Source organism: Micromonospora sp. NPDC002296 (assembly GCF_040296145.1).
Lineage (GTDB): Bacteria > Actinomycetota > Actinomycetes > Mycobacteriales > Micromonosporaceae > Micromonospora.
In genome coordinates, this window is record NZ_JBEOWQ010000007.1 from 117,403 (window position 1) to 132,708 (window position 15,306).

Genomic DNA, 15,306 nt, shown 5'->3' on the forward strand with positions numbered 1-15,306 from the left:
CCCCCGGGCACGCTTCCTGTGCGTCACCACCGCCCGGCAGCCACGACCTCACGGGCGTCGTGCCGGCCCCGCCGTCGGTTCTGCCGGACGGTGACGCCGACCGTCACCACGGCGGCCAGGCCGAGCGCGATCCACAGCAGCGGGCTGGTCCGCACCGCGTCGGGAAGCTGCTGGGCGAGGACGAAGACGCCCATCACCACGACGAACCAGCCGAACGCCTTGCGGAGCATGTCCTCGGGTATCCGGCCGGCGACCCGGCCGCCGAGCAGGCTGCCGACGACGGCCGCGGCGGTCACCGCGGCGGCCAGGCCCCAGTCGATGCTGACGCTGGACAGGTAGCCGGCCAGGCCGGCGAAGGACTTCATCGCGATGACGACCAGCGAGGTGCCCACGGCGACGGGCATCGGCAGGCCGCCGAGCAGGGCGAGGGCGGGGACCACCAGGAAGCCGCCGCCGGCGCCGACCAGACCGGTGACCAGGCCGACCACGACACCGTCGAGGACGACCCGCCCGACGGGAAGTTCGTGCGGCACGGGCCGGCGCTCGGCGCCGCGCCGGCCGCGGATCATCGCGACGGCGGTGGCGAGCATCATCAGGGCGAAACCGGTGAGCAGCACCCCGGCCGGGATGAACTCGGCCAGGCGACCGCCGGCGTACGCGCCGGTCATGCCGGCCACGCCGAAGATCAGCCCGGTGCGCCACCGGATGTGCCCGGCCCGCGCGTGCGGCAGCACGCCGACCGCGCTGGTTACCCCGACGACGAGCAGCGAGGTGGCGATGGCCTCCTTTGCCGGCAGATCGGCGACGTAGACCAGCAGCGGCACGGCGAGGATCGAGCCGCCGCCGCCGAGCAGGCCGAGGCTGACCCCGACCAGCACGGCCAGCCCGACGGTCAGCGCGAGGCCGCCGGTCATGCCCGCCGCCCGGCCGCCGACCCCCCACGGAGCTGGCCGACGACGGTGTCCAGGTCGCAGCTGGCGCCCCGGTTGTAGGGGAGCTTGCCGAGCAGCATGCCCATCGCACAGGTGTTGGTCACCGCGGCGAAGGTGAGGCCGGCGCCGATGAACCCGGCGACCCACTTCAGCTGCGGCACGAACACCGAGCCGAGGACGCTGGCCAGGACGATGGACCCGGCGACCAGGCGGACCTGGCGCTCCAGGTCCCACCGGGGCTTGCCCTGGGCGATCGGCGCGTGGGCGGCCTGCCAGGCCATGATGCCGCCGTTGAGCACCTTCAGGTTGGGCAGGCCGGCCCCGGCGAGGGTCTGCTCGGCCTGGGCGGCACGGGCCCCGGAGCGGCAGATCAGCACGACGTCCTCGTCGAGGTGGCGGCGCAGCTCCTCGCGGTGCTCCTTGAGCAGGTCAAGCGGCACGTTGTAGGAACCGGGGATGTGCGAGGTCTCGAACTCGCCGGGCGTGCGCACGTCGAGCAGCCGGGGCGTCCGCCCGGCGGCGATCAGCTCGCGCAGGGTGGCCGCGTCGAGCGTCGAGGGGGTGGTCGGGGTCGTGGTCATGTTTCTTCCTCCGTCGAAAGTCGCTTCGGTACGAGCCGCGGGGCCGCTGGTAGGGGCTGTGTGGTGATGGGGCGCTCCCGTGTCGGGCCGGCATCGGCCGACCCGCCACGAGGCGGCGTTCATCAGGCGGTGGCGGTCATCCGGACGCCGGCCTGCTCGGCGTGGCCGAACATGTCGTCGATCAGGACGACCTCGCGGCCGGCGTTGGCCAGCAGCGACGCGGCGGCGGTGGCGCGGTAGCCGGAGCCGCAGTGCACCCACACGGTGCCGGCCGGTACGTCGCCGAGCCGCCTGGGCAGGTCGGGCAGCGGCACGTGCACCGCGCCGTCGACGTGGCCCGCCCTCCACTCGTTGGTCATCCGCACGTCGAGCACGACCTGCGGGGCGGGCAGGCCCTCGGGGGTGTTCCCGGCCTGCGCGTCCGCGAGGGCCGGGAAGTCGGCGACGGTCAGCTCCCGCAGGTCGGCCGGGCCGGTCGCCCACTGCTCCGGGGCTCCGGTGGACTGGCCGGCCGGGCGGTCGATGCCGATGCGGGCCAGTTCCCGTTGGGCAGCGGCGACCTGCTCCGGCGTCTCCGCCAGGAGGGTGATCGGCACTCCCCAGTCGATCAGCCAGCCGAGCCAGGTCGACATCGGCCCGTCGAGGCCGAGGCTGACCGTGCCGGCGAGGTGCGAGCCCGCGTACGCCTTGCGGTGGCGCAGGTCGACCACCCACTCCCCGGCGGCGATCCGCTCCCGCAACTGCGTGGCGTCGGCCCGGGTCACCGGGCTGAGGTCGACCGGGGCGGGCCCGGCGGCGTTGGCCACTCCCATGTGGGCGTAGTACGCGGGGTAGGCGTCCAGCCCGGCGAGGGTCTCGGTGACGAACTGGTCGGCGGCCAGCCGCAGCGCGGGGTTGGCCTGCTTCTCCCGGCCGATGGTCGACTCCGGGGCATCGGCCTGGCTGGCCGAGCAGAAGCTGCCGAAGCCGTGGGTGGGCCACACCTGGGCGCCGTCGGGAAGCAGGTCGGCCAGCTTCCGCGCCGAGTCGTGCTGGTGGTGGGCCAGGGTGTGGGCGTGCTGCTGGCCGAGCAGGTCGGTACGCCCGGTCGTGCCGAACAGCAGCGACCCGCCGGTGAACACCCCCACCGGGGACCAGCCGCCGTCGACGGCCTCGTCCAGCACGTACGACAGGTGGTGGAAGGTGTGCCCGGGTGTGCCGACCACCCGCAGCCGCAGCAGGTCGGACACGGCCACCTCGTCGCCGTCGGTGACCGGCGTCCGGTCGAAGCCCATCTCGTCGGCGGCGGAGACGAGGTACTGCGCGCCGGTCAGCCGGGCCAGTTGCAGGCCACCGGAGACGTAGTCGTTGTGGACGTGCGTCTCCACCACGTGAGTGATCCGCACACCCTTCTCACCCGCGAGATACATGACCCGGTCGATGTCCCGCTGCGGGTCCACCACCACCGCCACCCGGCCGTCCGTCGCCAGGTAGCTGCGGTCCCCCAGGGACGAGGTCGCGAGGACCGACACCTGCACCGTCATCCGTCTACTCCTTTCACCACCCTGCATACCCCCGGGGGTATGCAGGGGACAGTCGTCACCCTTGGCCGAACTCGAACACGCGCTTACCCGCCCCGGCGGCGAACATGCCGCCGGGGGGCGTCAGCCCCGGCGGATCACGCCAGCGCCAGGAACAGCTTCTCCAGCTCCTCCTCGGTCATCTCCGGCTGCTCGCCGCGATCGCGGGCGCCGGAGCAGTGCCGCATGCCGGAGGCGATGATCTTGTAACCCGCCCGGTCGATCGCCTTCGACACCGCGGCGAGCTGGGTCAGCGCCTCGCGGCAGTCCTGACCGCTCTCCATCATCTCGATGACCGCGTTGAGCTGCCCGCGCGCTCGCTTCAGGCGGGTCAGCGCCTCGCCGGTCATCTCGGGACGCAACTTCATCTCAATCACCTCCGCTCCTACCGTACACCTACCCCGGGGGGTATCCGGTCGGCCTCGGTCTCGACCCTTGCCGAAGGCGAGAGGCCCGGGGGTTTCCGCCGGCCCGACCGTCACAACATACCCCCTGGGGTATCCATTCCCGCCAGCGAAGCCCCGGTTGGATGGCCGGCAGCCACCGGCGGCGGGGCGTCGGCCCGCCTGCCGGTGGTCTGTCCGGCCCCATCGGATCAGGGCAACTTGGCAACGGTCAGCAGGACCGCCGAATCCTCCAACGCCTCAAGACTGTGCCGTGCGTCGGGCACGATGAGCAGGTCTCCGGTGCGCCCCTCCCACGACTGCTCACCAGCGATCATGCGGACCCGGCCGTGGAGCACCTGCACCGTGGCCTCGCCCGGGTTCTCGTGCTCGGCGAGGCGTGCGCCCCCGCTCATGCCGATGACCGTCTGGCGTAGCACCTTCTCATGGCCGCCGTAGACGGTATCGGCGGTGTGCCGGCCACCGGCGTCGGCTGCGCGATCGACCTGTTGGCGGGCGAGGGCTGCGAGCGAGATCTTCTGCATGCCGTCATTGTCCCAGTCCGACCGTTGTCGCCGCTGTTCGGCCTGGACGCAGCGCGTCCGTCCTGGCCTGTCGTCGGCGCTCCCGCGGCGGGACAGTCAGGCGCGGCGTACGTCCATGACCATCACCGGGTACGGCCCGGCGGGCATCTCCGCCGTGGCTTGGTCGGCGGGGATCAGGTTGTCCATCCGCATTCGCAGGACCTCGGTGTCGGTGGCGTCGAACACGATCCCCCAGCCCCAGCCGCCGCCGTAGTCGCCCTTGAACGCGAACGTCTCGCCTGCTCCTGGTGCTCCGGACAACGACATCGGCGCCGGCTTCTGATGCCAGGAATCGCCCCATACGGCTACGAGCGAGCCGTCCTCGCCGGCAGGGCCGATGACGAGCAGGCCGTCCTGGGGTCCGTCGTCCGGGTGCTCCCAGGAGTAGGTGACCGAGGTCAGGTGGCCGCCGGCGGCCATCGTCACGGTCCCGGCGGCGGGCAACACGGCGAGAGGGTGACCGGGCATGAGCCGGAACCCGTTGGTGCCGACCCAGGACCCGGCGAAGTCGGAGAGGATCATTCGTCAACCGTAGGCACCCAGGGCGGCGATCTCAACGAGTACGTCGGCCGAATCGGCTGTCCGGGATGGTCGGACGAAGACTCGGACGAGCCGCTCTGAGCTGCCCGGACACCGCGTCGTCCCGACCACGGGATTGTCCTCGCCGACCCGCTTGTCTAGCGTCGATTACCGGTGACAGCACCGCTGACCGGTGCACGGCCGACGGGCTCGGCCCGGCACCGGGCCGAGCCCGACCACATCAACGACGCGGGGAGATCTGATGGATCACGCTGCCCGGGACCCGGTGCCACAGGCCGCCACGGCGGGGGAGTACGTCGTGCTGCTCGCAAAGGTGCGACGGTGTTCCGGCCTGACCTACCGGGAGATCTCCCGGCGATCCTCGGCCGCCGGGCACTGGCTGCCGCCGAGCACCCTCGCCACGATGCTGGGGCGGACCACCCTGCCCCGGGAGCGGGCCGTCGTGGCGCTGCTGGCCGGGTGCGGCATGTCGGCAAGGGACATCGAGCGGTGGGTCGGGTTGCGGCGCGACATCGAGGCGCGACTGGGCGAGCCGGCGCGAGGGGACAGCCAGCCGCCACCCCCCGACCCGACCTCTCCCGACCCGGGGCTCGCAGCCGTCGACCCGGTCGAGCCGCAGCGGGCACCAGCCGAGGCGGACCGGGCCGGCCGGCCGGCCCGTCGACGGCTGCGGCTCGGGGTGCTCGTGCTGGCGGGTGTGCTGGCCGTCGGCGCGTCCGGGGCGCTGCTGTCGCGAGCCGGCGGGGACGGCAAGAACGCCGCATCGACCGATGGCTGCCCGCTTGTCCTGCGGCAGGGCATGTACGGCCCCTGCGTGCTGGATCTCCAGGAGCGGCTGGTGGCCCGCGGGCTGCGCGTACCGGTGGACGGCTGGTTCGGCCCGGATACCGCCGGCCGGGTGATGGCCTTCCAGGCGCTGGCTGGCCTGCCGGTCAGCGGCACGGCGGACGGGCGGGTGCTCGACGAGATGTCGGGCGATCCGGTGGTGCCGGCAAGTTGGCCGGAGGACCGGATCAGCAAGCGACTGCGGGGAACCTTTCCGGAGGACCCGGCTGGGGCGGTGCGGTTGGCGCGGTGCCTGTCCGGGCTGGACCCGTACCGTATCGAGGTTCTTGCGGACGGGTCGCGGCGCTGGGGGCTGTTCCAGTTCAGCGACATGGAGTTGTCCCGGCTCGGCGTCGACCGGCGGACCGCGTTGGACCCGGACTGGAACATCAAGGCCGCGCGGGATGTCTGGTCGCGCACCGGCGACCTCGGTCACTGGCGCTGCGCACCGTCGTAGTGAAACGCGCCCTGCCGTGCCCGGCGCGGCGGCGAACCCCCGCGCCGGGCAGGCGATCAGCACCAGCCGTTGATCGTGCCGTTCACCCCGGTCCAGAGGTACGCGTCGGAGACCCAGCTACCGTCGCTGAGCCGGTTCCAGAGCGCCGTGGTGCCGTACCGCCCGGCGTGTGAGGTTCCGTTCGCGGAGCAGGAGATGGTGACGGTGGCCCCGTCGCCGACCGATCCGAGCGCGGCGTAGCCGGTGCCGGGCCCGGCACGCCGGGTGAGGCTCCCGCCGCCGTTGGCGTCGACCACTCCCTGGTTGAAGCCGAGCGCGCCGTAGTTGTAGACGGCGCTGCCGGCCCCGGCCCAGGCCGATCCGTGCCGCGCGCCACCCTGGTAGGCCGCGGCGCCGTTCTCGAACGCCCACTTGCCGATGCCGTGACCGGCGATGGGGACGTACGCGCTGTTCTGCCGCAGCCCGAAGTGGACATGCCGGCCGTAGGCGGCCCCACCGCAGGTGACGTCGGTGCCGGTGTAGCCCAGGTAGGCGCCCGCGCCGACCGCCGCCCCGTTGACCGAGATGCTGCTCCACAGGTGGTAGTAGTCGGTCGAGTAGCCCCGGTCGTGGATCACCCGGATCCAGCCCTGGCACATCGTGTACGCCGTGCCGCCCCGGGCGGCGCGGACGACCTGGTCGCCGCCGGCGAGGTCCACGGAACTGTACGGCGACTCGCTGCCGCCCCAGCCGTGCGGGCCGCTGGTGAGCGTCCAGGTCTGGCCGACCGCGAACGGCAGGGTCATCCCGGTCCGGTAGTCGCCGCCGGCGTACGCGGGGGCCGGCGTGGTCTTGAAGACCTGCCGCTCCCGCTCCGACACGAGGGGTGACTCGCCGGCCAGCTCGCTGAAGTCGGCCTCGCCGTCGAACGCGACCCGCCAGCGTCCGCCGTCGGCGCGCGCGATGAACACCGAGCCGGTCGGGTGGGCGTCCTCCTTGCGGGGGGCGACCGCGACGGCGGTGCCGAACGCCCACCGCCCGTTCTGCCGGCTGATCGTGACGCGGGTTTCCGGTGCCGCGACATCTCCCGTGCTGGAACGCTCGGCCTGACCGAGCAGCTTGTTGGTCACGGCCTCGGTGACGGTCGGGGGCACCGGCTTCGGCGCCGCCCCGGCGCTCACCGGGTCACCGCCGATCAGGATCCCCGCCGCCAACAGAGCCATCGGAACGCCGGCCCACCGCCGCAACTGTCCCATCGACACACTCCTCAATCGATCTGCCTCTATGTGCGATGCGGTGACGATAAGCGGCGGCAAGAATATTGTCTACGTCCTGGAACCGCGGCCGCGAAATTTTCCTTCGATGACGGGTCGGGCCGATGGCTGGCTGCGGTCGACGTCGAGCCCGTCCGCGCCCGGCACGATGAGCGATCTGCCGGCGGTCGACGCGGAGGGCGGACGGCGATGAACGGTGATCGACTCGGTGAACGTGCTCGCCGGACCGCCCGCCCCGGTCGGCGGCGCCCTGTCCCGGGCGCCGCCGACCGTAGGGGCCGTCAGGCCGGCAGGTTCCACTTCTGGTTGGCCCCGCCGGTGCACGACCAGATCTGCGTCTTCGTGCCGTCGGCGGAGGTGTTGCCGGTGATGTCGAGGCACTTGTTCGCCTGCGGGTTCACCAGGTCCCGTCCGGAGGTCCACGTCCACTGCTGCGCCGGGCTGCCGTTGCAGGCCCACAGCTGCACCTTCGTGCCGTCGGCGGTGCCGCCGCCGGAGACGTCGAGGCACTTGCCCAGCGACCGTAGCGTCCCGTCGGAGGCGCGGGTCCAGGTCTGGTTGGCGCTGCCGGCGCAGCTCCAGATCTGCGCCGCGGCACCGTCGGCGCTGCTGTTGTCGGTGACGTCCAGGCACTTGCCGCCGAGGCCGGTGATCGGCCCGGTGGGCGTCCCGGGCCCGGACGGGGTGCCCGACCAGGTGAACGTGGCGGTGGTGCGGGCCGGCAGGGTGTAGGTGAACGACTGCCCGCCCCAGACCACCTTCACCGACTGGGCGGACGTGCCGCCGTTGTGGGCCAGCAACGCCTTGGTGCCGTCGGGGTTGCGGTAGGCGACGTTCTGCACGGTGCCGTTGGCGGTGGAGGCGATCCGCTGCGCCCCGGGCCGGACGAACTTGGTCAGGTGCCCGGTGGTGTAGTACTCGATCGTGTAGTCGACCTGGCCGGCGCGGGAGCCGCCCTCCTGCACGGTGATCAGGCCGGTGCAGGTGCCGCAGCCGCCGTTGTGCGGGCCCATGTTCTGGTTGAGCGCCAGGCTCCACTTGACGATGCTCCGGCTCCAGTTCCGGGCGTAGTTGACGATGTCGACCATGTCCTCGTTGTGCTGGTTGCCGATCCAGGTGCCGCCGGAGTGCTCGGTGCTGAACTGCGGCACCGACGGGTACTGGCCCTGCACCTGGCTGCCGACCGCCGGGTCACCGAAGTAGCCGTGCCAGGCGATCCCGCCGAAGAGCGGGTCGTTGCGGACGGCGGCGTCGCCGAGCACCCCGGCGCCCATGGTGGCGTAGTCGCCGTAGTTCCAGTCGTGCACCAGCACCTTCGTGGTGATGCCGGCGGCCCGGAACGCCGGGTAGACGAAGTTCTTGGTCAGCTCGGCCAGACCGGAGGAGTTCCAGCTCATCCCGGGGTAGTCCATCGCCGTCGGGTTGCCCGACTGGCAGCAGTTCGGCTCGTTCTGTACCGAGAGATAGTCGACCTTCACGCCGCGCGCCGCGTACGCCTGGACGGTCTTGACGAAGTACTGGGCGTAGGTGGCGTAGTACTGGGACTTCAGCCAGCCCATCTGGTCCATCCGGCCGTTGTCCTTCATCCAGCCGGGCGCGCTCCACGGCACGACCTTGACCCGCAGGGCGGGGTTGAGCTGCTTGGCCTGGGCGGTGAGCAGCTCGACGTTGGTGTCGTAGCCGTTGGCGCCGAAGTCGGTGAGGTCGCAGCAGGTGTCGTCGAGGGAGACGTGCCCCGGGCGGGACAGGTCGGAGGCCCCGATCGGGTTGCGGACGAAGGACAGCCCGATGCCGTCGGTGGGGCTGAACAGCTTGCGCATCACCTCGTCGCGGGTGGCCGCGCTGACCGGGCCGCCGCGCAGCAGGTACGCGGTGGTGTCCGTGATCGACGCTCCGGCGCCCTCGAACGGCTGGTAGCGGGTGTTCTCGTCGACGGTGACGGTGTGCGTGGCCCCGCCGCTGGACGCCGCGAAGCTCACCGGGGCCTGCTGTTGCAGCCCGCGGGTGACGGCACGTCCGCCGGCGTCGGAGGTGGTGGTGAGCCAGACGTTCACGCTCTCACCGGCGGCCTGCGCGGTCGAGGCCGTGAGGGTCAGGATGCCGGTTGTCAGGCAGAGTGTGAGGGCTCCCGCCAGCGCGGCGCGGGCCGGCGAGCGGTGGGTGGTGGGTGGGGTGAGGGACACGGAGTGCTCCCTTCGACGGGCGGCGGTGTCCGGCGGTACGCCCGTGCGGGGCGTGGACCTGTCTGCCGGCACCGGGACGGGGTGGGCGGTGCGGCCGGCGTGCCGCGACCGTCGCCAGAGTTGCCGTCGCCCGGCCCTGCCCGGCAATTCATCGACGGCCATGACTGAGGAAACACTGTCGTAACTCTTATGTCAAGCATTGAAAAAAGCAGCGGGCCGGCATGGACAGGGGCGGGGCGGCGGCGTCGTCTACGCATGGTGGGGGAACCTCCGGGGCGGGCGGGGAGCCCAGGAAATCGCATGTGAAAGCGCTTTCCTGGGCGCACCGTAACCCCCGGACTCATGCATGTCAATGAACGTCGACCGGGGCGCCGCCCGCGCCCCGGCCCCCGGCCGCTCAGCCCCGCCCGCGCACCCGCCGGACGGTGTCGCGGAACCACAGCGCGCTGCGCTTCGGGACGCGTTCCTGGGTGTGGTAGTCGACCCGGACGATGCCGAACCGCTTGTCGTAGCCGTACGCCCACTCGAAGTTGTCCAGCAGCGACCAGGCGAAGTAGCCGCGCACGTCCGCGCCGGCCCGCCGGGCCCGGGCCACCGCGCGCAGGTGCTCGGCGAGGTAGTCCACCCGGTCGTCGTCGGCGACGAAGCCGCGCGCGTCCGGACGGTCGTCGAACGCCGCCCCGTTCTCGGTGATGACCATCGGCAGGCCGGGGTAGTCGCGGCTGATCCGCAGCAGCAGGTCGGTGAAGCACTCCGGGACGATCTCCCAGCCCATCGCCGTGCGGGGCCGGCCCCGGGGCACCACCCGGCGCACCGGCCGGCCGTCGACGTCCCGGTCCCGGCCGTCGGCGTCCACCCCGGAGAAGACCTGCCCGAAGTAGTAGTTGACCCCGAGCACGTCGAGCGGTGCGGCGATGACCGCCAGGTCGTCGTCGCACACCGGGACCGTCACCCCGTCGGCCGCCAGGTCGGCCAGCACGTCGTCGGGGTACCGGCCGTGCACGAGCGGGTCCAGGTAGAGCCGCGCGCCCAGCCCGTCGGCGGCCCGTGCGGCGTCGCGGTCGGCGGCGCTGTCGGTGGCCGGTTCGGCGGTGCCCAGGTTCAGCGTGATGCCCACCTCGACCGGCCCGGTGGCCGCCGCCCTGATCCGCCGGGTCGCCAGCCCGTGGCCGAGCAGCAGGTGGTGCGCCGCCGCGATGGCGTCGCCGAGGTCGCGGCGGCCCGGGGCGTGCTCGCCGTACGCGTAGCCGAGCATCGCCGAGCACCACGGCTCGTTCAGCGTCGTCCAGGTCCGTACCCGGTCGCCGAGGGCGTCGAAGACCAGCATCGCGTAGTCGGCGAACCGGTAGGCGGTGTCCCGCGCCGGCCAGCCGCCGGCGTCCTCCAGCTCCTGCGGCAGGTCCCAGTGGTAGAGCGTGACCCACGGGTCGACGCCCCGGCCGAGCAGCTCGTCGACCAGCCGGTCGTAGAAGGCCAGGCCCGCCGGGTTGGCCGGGCCGCGCCCGCCCGGCTGCACCCGGGGCCAGGCCGCCGAGAACCGGTACGTGTCCACGCCCAGGTCCGCGATCAGGGCCACGTCCTGCGGCATCCGGTGGTAGTGGTCGCAGGCCACGTCGCCGGTGTCGCCGCCGGCCACCGCCCCGGGGGCCCGGCAGAAGGTGTCCCAGATCGACGGCGACCGCCCGTCCTCGGCGACCGCGCCCTCGATCTGGTACGCCGACGTGGCCACCCCCCAGCGGAAGGAAGTTGGGAGGGTGTCGATCGGGTCGAACGCCGGCACGGCGGCGGTGGACTCCCCGCTGCTCCTCGGTGCGACGGTGGGTCGGTACGCGGGAACGGGCCCGGGGAGGTGCCCGGTCACCGGGCGACCGCCTCGTCGGCCGGGTGCAGCCAGCAGGCGACCGCCCGGCCCGGGTCGCCGGCCGGCGGGCCGAGCGTCGGCAGCCGGCTGTCGCACGGCTCGACCGCCCGGGGGCAGCGCGGGTGGAACGCGCACCCCTCGGGCATCGCGCGCAGGTCCGGCGGGGAGCCGGGGATGCCCGTCAGCTCCCGGCGCGGCCCGCGCAGGGCGGGGAAGGAGTGCAGCAGCCCGTCGGTGTACGGGTGCAGCGCCGCGCCGTACAGCTGCGCGGCCGGGGCCTGCTCGACGATCCGGCCGCCGTACATGATGGCGATGCGGTCGGAGAACTCCACCAGCAGCGACAGGTCGTGGGTGATGAACAGCACCGCGAAGCCGAGCCGTTCGCGCAGCTCGGCGAGCTGGCTGAGGATCTGCCGCTGCATCACCACGTCCAGGGCGGTGGTCGGCTCGTCCATGATGACGACCTGCGGCTCCAGGGCCAGCGCCATGCCGATCATCACCCGCTGCCGCATGCCGCCGGAGAGCTGGTGCGGGTAGCTGTCCAGCCGGTCGGCGGAGATGCCGACCAGCCGCAGCAGCTCCCGGGCCCGGGCCAGCCGGGCCGGGCGGCTCAGCGCCGGCTGGTGCGCCCTGATCACGTCGACGAGCTGGGTGGAGACCTTGTGCACCGGGTTGAGGGAGTTCATCGCCCCCTGGAACACGATCGACGTCTCCGCCCAGCGGAACGCCCGCAGCTGCGCGGGGGACAGGGTGAGCACGTCGACCGGGGGCCCGTCGACGGGGTGGTAGACCACCTCGCCGCCGCTGATCACCCCGGGTGGCGGGAGGAGCCGGGTCAGCCCGTACGCCAGGGTGGACTTGCCGCTGCCGCTCTCCCCGGCCAGGCCGAGCACCTCGCCCCGGTGCAGGGTGAGGTCGACCTCGCGGACGGCGCGCACGGCCGAGTCGCCGAGGCCGTAGTCGACGCTGAGCCGACGGATCTCCAGCACCGGTTCGCTCATCGACCGGCCTCCTTTCGCTGTCCGGGCGGCGACGCCGGCCGGGGCGCCAGCACCGGGGTGAAGCCCACCCGCATCCGCACGGTGCGCCCGTCGGCCGTGCGGATCCGGGACCGCCCGGCGCTGCGCAGGCGGGGGCTGACGAACTCGTCGATGCCGAAGTTGATCAGCGCCAGGGCGGTGCCGAGCAGCGCGATGGCCAGCCCGGCCGGCACGAACCACCACCAGGCGCCCTGCGCCAGGGCCTGCTGGCTCTGCGCCCAGAACAGGATGGTGCCCCAGTTCCACGACGAGACCGACGAGATGCCGATGAAGGCCAGGGTGATCTCCGACATGACCGCGAAGATCACCGTGCCGACGAAGCCCGAGGCGATGATCGCGGTGAGGTTCGGCAGGATCTCGAAGCCGATGATCCGCCAGGTGTGCTCGCCGGTGGCCCGCGCGGCCTCCACGTAGTCGCGCCGGCGTAGCGACAGCGTCTGGGCGCGCAGCACCCGGGCGCCCCAGGCCCACGAGGTGAGCCCGATGACCAGGGCGACGACCAGGTCGCCGGCCCCCTCGACCGTGGACGTGACGATGATGATCAGCGGCAGCGCCGGGATCACCAGGAACACGTTGGACAACGCGGACAGGCCGTCGTCGGCGAGCCCGCCGAGGTAACCGGCGGTCACCCCGACCAGGACGGACAGCACGGTGGCCACCACGCCCGCGGTCAGGCCGACCAGCATCACCCCGCGGGTGCCGACCAGGATCTGGCTGAACACGTCCTGTCCGAGGTGGGTGGTGCCGAACCAGTGCGCCGCCGACGGCGGCTGGAGCAGGTCGGCGCTGCGGGCGTCCGGGTCGTACGGTGCGATCCACGGGCCGATCACCGCGAGCAGCAGGTACCCGGCGACCACGGCCAGCCCGGTGGCGGCCTTGCCGCCGCTGACGAACCGCAGCCGACGACGGCGGCCCGGCCGGACGCTGGGCTGCGCCATCGCGCCCTGCTCCGGGATGACCTGCTCCACGCTGGAGGTGGGAATGCTCACGGCTCAGCCCTCCTTGCGGGTACGCGGGTCGAGGAACAGGTACACCACGTCGGCGAGCAGGTTGGCCACCAGCACCGACAGCGTGATGACCAGGAAGATGCCCTGCATCAGCGGGTAGTCCTTGGCGCTGACGGCCCGGAAGAGCAGGAATCCGAGCCCGGGGTACGAGAAGACGATCTCCACGAGCAGGGTGCCGCCGACGATCAGCCCGAGCGACAGGGCGAACCCGGCGACGTTGGGCAGCAGCGCGTTGCGCGCCGCGTAGCTCATCGCGACCCGCCGCTCGGGCAGGCCCTTGGCGTGCGCCACCGTGATGTAGTCCTCGGCGGCGACGGTGACCATCATGTTGCGCATGCTGAGGATCCAGCCGCTCATCGAGGAGATCAGGATGGTGGCGGCGGGCAGCAGGCTGTGCTGCACCGCGCTGCCCAGGAAGATGCTGTCCAGGGCGGGGACCAGGCCCGGCTCGTAGCCGCCGGAGGACGGGAAGAAACTGCCCGGCCCGGCCAGCACCGCGATCGCCACCAGGCCCAGCCAGAAGTACGGCACCGAGGACAGGAACGTGGTGACCGGCAGCAGCCCGTCCACCCAGGAGCCGCGCCGCCAGCCGGCCAGCACCCCGAGCCCGGTGCCGAGCACGAAGCTGACCGCGGTGGTGACGCCGACCAGGATGAGGGTCCAGGGCAGCGCGTCGCCGATGACCTCCGACACCGGCGACGGGAACGCCGTGAACGACAGCCCCAGGTCGCCGTGGGCGAGCTGTCGCCAGTAGTCGACGTACTGGTCCCACAGGCTGTCGTCGGAGTCGAGGCCGAACAGCACGTACAGCGAGTGGATGGCGTCGGTGCTGAGCTGCCCCTGGAAGCGGGAGACCAGCGACTTCACCGGGTCGCCGGGGATCATCCGGGGGATGAAGAAGTTGATGGTCAGCGCCGCCCAGGCGGTGAACAGGTAGAAGGCGACGCGCCGCAGCAGGAAGATCATCGGCTGGCCTCCCTGCCCACCGTCGCCGCCGCCGCGCCGGCCCCGGTGACGTCGGGGTGGTAGAGCCAGCAGGCCGTCCAGTGCCCGTCGTGGTCGCCGACGGTCAGCCTCGGGGGCAGCTCCTCGGCGCAGCGCGGCAGGGCCACCGGGCAGCGCGGGTGGAACCGGCAGCCGGCGGGCGGCCGGATCAGGCTGGGCGGCTCGCCGTCGCCGCGCTCGGCCACGTCCGCCCCGCCGTCGCCGGTGATCCGGTCCGGGTCAGGCGCCGAGCCGATCAGCAGCCGGGTGTACGGGTGCGCCGGGCGCTGGGTGACCGTCTCGCTGTCCCCGCCCTCGACCAGGCGGCCGGCGTACATCACCAGCGTCTCGTCGGCGAAGTAGCGGGCCGAGGCGATGTCGTGGGTGATGTAGAGGATCGCCAGGTCGAACCGCTCCTTGAGCTCGCGCAGCAGGTTGAGCACGCCGAGCCGGATCGACACGTCGAGCATGGACACCGGCTCGTCGGCGAGCAGCACCTCCGGGTCGGCCCCGAGCGCACGGGCGATGGCGACCCGCTGCCGCTGCCCGCCGGACAGCTCGTGCGGGAACGAGTCCAGGTAGCGCTCGGCCGGGGTGAGCCGGACCCGTTCGAGCAGCCGCCGCAGCGCGGCGTCGAGGTCGGCTTCGGTGCGGCCGGCGTTGCCGTGCACACGCAGCGCCCGGGTCAGGTGGTAGCGCACGGTGTGCACCGGGTTCAGCGACGCGAACGGGTCCTGGAAGATCAGCTGGACCCGCCGGGCATACGCCCGGAACGGCCGCCCACCTCGGACGGTGACCGGCTCGCCGTGCAGCGCGATGGTGCCCGCCGTGCGCGGATAGAGCTGCGCGAGCAGCCGGGCGACGGTCGACTTGCCGGAGCCGGACTCGCCGACCAGGGCGGTGACCCGGCCGCGGCGCAGGGTCAGCTGCACGTCGTCGACCGCGTGCACGGCCGTTCGGGTACGGGAGAACAGGCCGCGCAGCCGCCTGCGGACGGGGAAGTGCTTGGTCAGGCCGATCGCCTCCAGCACCTCCTCGCCGGCGGCCGGGGCCGACGGGGTGGGCGTCGTCATGCCGGGTTCCTGTCTGTTCAGGGATGGTCGCGGCGTGGCCGCCG

The 15,306-nt window shown here is 72.7% G+C and carries 14 protein-coding genes; 1 reads left to right on the forward strand and 13 read right to left on the reverse strand.

Annotated features, from left to right (window positions below):
- Positions 1-23: 23 nt before the first annotated feature.
- The 6 genes from ABT023_RS08640 to ABT023_RS08665 form a co-directional block, all read right to left on the reverse strand.
- Positions 24-914 (reverse strand): sulfite exporter TauE/SafE family protein, encoded by an 891-nt coding sequence (locus ABT023_RS08640; protein ID WP_350883173.1) that lies wholly within the window; start codon positions 912-914, stop codon positions 24-26.
- Entirely contained in the window at positions 911-1,513 is a 603-nt protein-coding gene (locus ABT023_RS08645; protein WP_350883175.1) for a rhodanese-like domain-containing protein, read from the reverse strand. Before ABT023_RS08645 ends, ABT023_RS08640 begins: the two co-directional genes overlap by 4 nt.
- Before the next feature lie 122 nt (positions 1,514-1,635).
- A complete protein-coding gene (locus tag ABT023_RS08650; protein ID WP_350883177.1) occupies positions 1,636-3,036 on the reverse strand; it encodes an MBL fold metallo-hydrolase in 1,401 nt (466 codons plus the stop codon).
- A 134-nt stretch (positions 3,037-3,170) separates the two neighbouring features.
- Positions 3,171-3,440, reverse strand: coding sequence for a metal-sensitive transcriptional regulator (locus ABT023_RS08655; protein ID WP_091089764.1), 270 nt, complete (start codon positions 3,438-3,440; stop codon positions 3,171-3,173).
- Between the two features lie 227 nt (positions 3,441-3,667).
- Positions 3,668-4,000: a cupin domain-containing protein gene (locus tag ABT023_RS08660; protein WP_350883179.1), complete on the reverse strand. Its 333-nt coding sequence runs from the start codon at positions 3,998-4,000 to the stop codon at positions 3,668-3,670.
- 96 nt (positions 4,001-4,096) lie between these two features.
- Complete coding sequence (locus ABT023_RS08665) at positions 4,097-4,561, reverse strand: hypothetical protein (RefSeq protein WP_350883181.1); 465 nt, start codon at positions 4,559-4,561, stop codon at positions 4,097-4,099.
- A 259-nt stretch (positions 4,562-4,820) separates the two neighbouring features.
- Between ABT023_RS08665 and ABT023_RS08670 the strand changes: the two genes are divergently transcribed.
- A complete protein-coding gene (locus tag ABT023_RS08670) occupies positions 4,821-5,861 on the forward strand; it encodes a peptidoglycan-binding domain-containing protein (RefSeq protein WP_350883183.1) in 1,041 nt (346 codons plus the stop codon).
- Positions 5,862-5,917: 56 nt separating this feature from the next.
- Here the strand turns inward: ABT023_RS08670 and ABT023_RS08675 are convergent, their stop codons facing one another.
- The 7 genes from ABT023_RS08675 to ABT023_RS08705 form a co-directional block, all read right to left on the reverse strand.
- Positions 5,918-7,096 carry a peptidoglycan DD-metalloendopeptidase family protein gene (locus tag ABT023_RS08675; RefSeq protein WP_350883185.1) on the reverse strand — a complete coding sequence of 393 codons (1,179 nt, stop codon included), beginning with the start codon at positions 7,094-7,096 and terminating at the stop codon, positions 5,918-5,920.
- Positions 7,097-7,395: 299 nt separating this feature from the next.
- On the reverse strand, positions 7,396-9,297 hold the full coding sequence (locus ABT023_RS08680; protein WP_350883187.1) for a ricin-type beta-trefoil lectin domain protein: 1,902 nt from the start codon (positions 9,295-9,297) through the stop codon (positions 7,396-7,398).
- Positions 9,298-9,694: 397 nt separating this feature from the next.
- Positions 9,695-11,077 carry a GH1 family beta-glucosidase gene (locus ABT023_RS08685; RefSeq protein WP_350883342.1) on the reverse strand — a complete coding sequence of 461 codons (1,383 nt, stop codon included), beginning with the start codon at positions 11,075-11,077 and terminating at the stop codon, positions 9,695-9,697.
- Between the two features lie 77 nt (positions 11,078-11,154).
- Positions 11,155-12,159 (reverse strand): ABC transporter ATP-binding protein, encoded by a 1,005-nt coding sequence (locus ABT023_RS08690; RefSeq protein ID WP_350883189.1) that lies wholly within the window; start codon positions 12,157-12,159, stop codon positions 11,155-11,157.
- Positions 12,156-13,187 (reverse strand): ABC transporter permease, encoded by a 1,032-nt coding sequence (locus ABT023_RS08695; protein WP_350883191.1) that lies wholly within the window; start codon positions 13,185-13,187, stop codon positions 12,156-12,158. The genes ABT023_RS08690 and ABT023_RS08695 overlap by 4 nt, the downstream gene beginning before the upstream one ends.
- Positions 13,188-13,190: 3 nt before the next feature.
- On the reverse strand, positions 13,191-14,171 hold the full coding sequence (locus ABT023_RS08700; protein ID WP_350883193.1) for an ABC transporter permease: 981 nt from the start codon (positions 14,169-14,171) through the stop codon (positions 13,191-13,193).
- Positions 14,168-15,262, reverse strand: a complete 1,095-nt coding sequence (locus tag ABT023_RS08705; RefSeq protein WP_350883195.1) for an ABC transporter ATP-binding protein — start codon at positions 15,260-15,262, stop codon at positions 14,168-14,170. The genes ABT023_RS08700 and ABT023_RS08705 overlap by 4 nt, the downstream gene beginning before the upstream one ends.
- Positions 15,263-15,306 lie beyond the last annotated feature (44 nt).

Coding starts and splice junctions, on each gene's coding strand:
- ABT023_RS08645 (WP_350883175.1), bottom strand. CDS start 1,513: ATGACCACGACCCCGACCACCCCCTCGACGCTCGACGCGGCCACCCTG.
- ABT023_RS08700 (WP_350883193.1), bottom strand. CDS start 14,171: ATGATCTTCCTGCTGCGGCGCGTCGCCTTCTACCTGTTCACCGCCTGG.
- ABT023_RS08655 (WP_091089764.1), bottom strand. CDS start 3,440: ATGAAGTTGCGTCCCGAGATGACCGGCGAGGCGCTGACCCGCCTGAAG.
- ABT023_RS08705 (WP_350883195.1), bottom strand. CDS start 15,262: ATGACGACGCCCACCCCGTCGGCCCCGGCCGCCGGCGAGGAGGTGCTG.
- ABT023_RS08650 (WP_350883177.1), bottom strand. CDS start 3,036: ATGACGGTGCAGGTGTCGGTCCTCGCGACCTCGTCCCTGGGGGACCGC.
- ABT023_RS08690 (WP_350883189.1), bottom strand. CDS start 12,159: ATGAGCGAACCGGTGCTGGAGATCCGTCGGCTCAGCGTCGACTACGGC.
- ABT023_RS08675 (WP_350883185.1), bottom strand. CDS start 7,096: ATGGGACAGTTGCGGCGGTGGGCCGGCGTTCCGATGGCTCTGTTGGCG.
- ABT023_RS08670 (WP_350883183.1), top strand. CDS start 4,821: ATGGATCACGCTGCCCGGGACCCGGTGCCACAGGCCGCCACGGCGGGG.
- ABT023_RS08640 (WP_350883173.1), bottom strand. CDS start 914: ATGACCGGCGGCCTCGCGCTGACCGTCGGGCTGGCCGTGCTGGTCGGG.
- ABT023_RS08665 (WP_350883181.1), bottom strand. CDS start 4,561: ATGATCCTCTCCGACTTCGCCGGGTCCTGGGTCGGCACCAACGGGTTC.
- ABT023_RS08660 (WP_350883179.1), bottom strand. CDS start 4,000: ATGCAGAAGATCTCGCTCGCAGCCCTCGCCCGCCAACAGGTCGATCGC.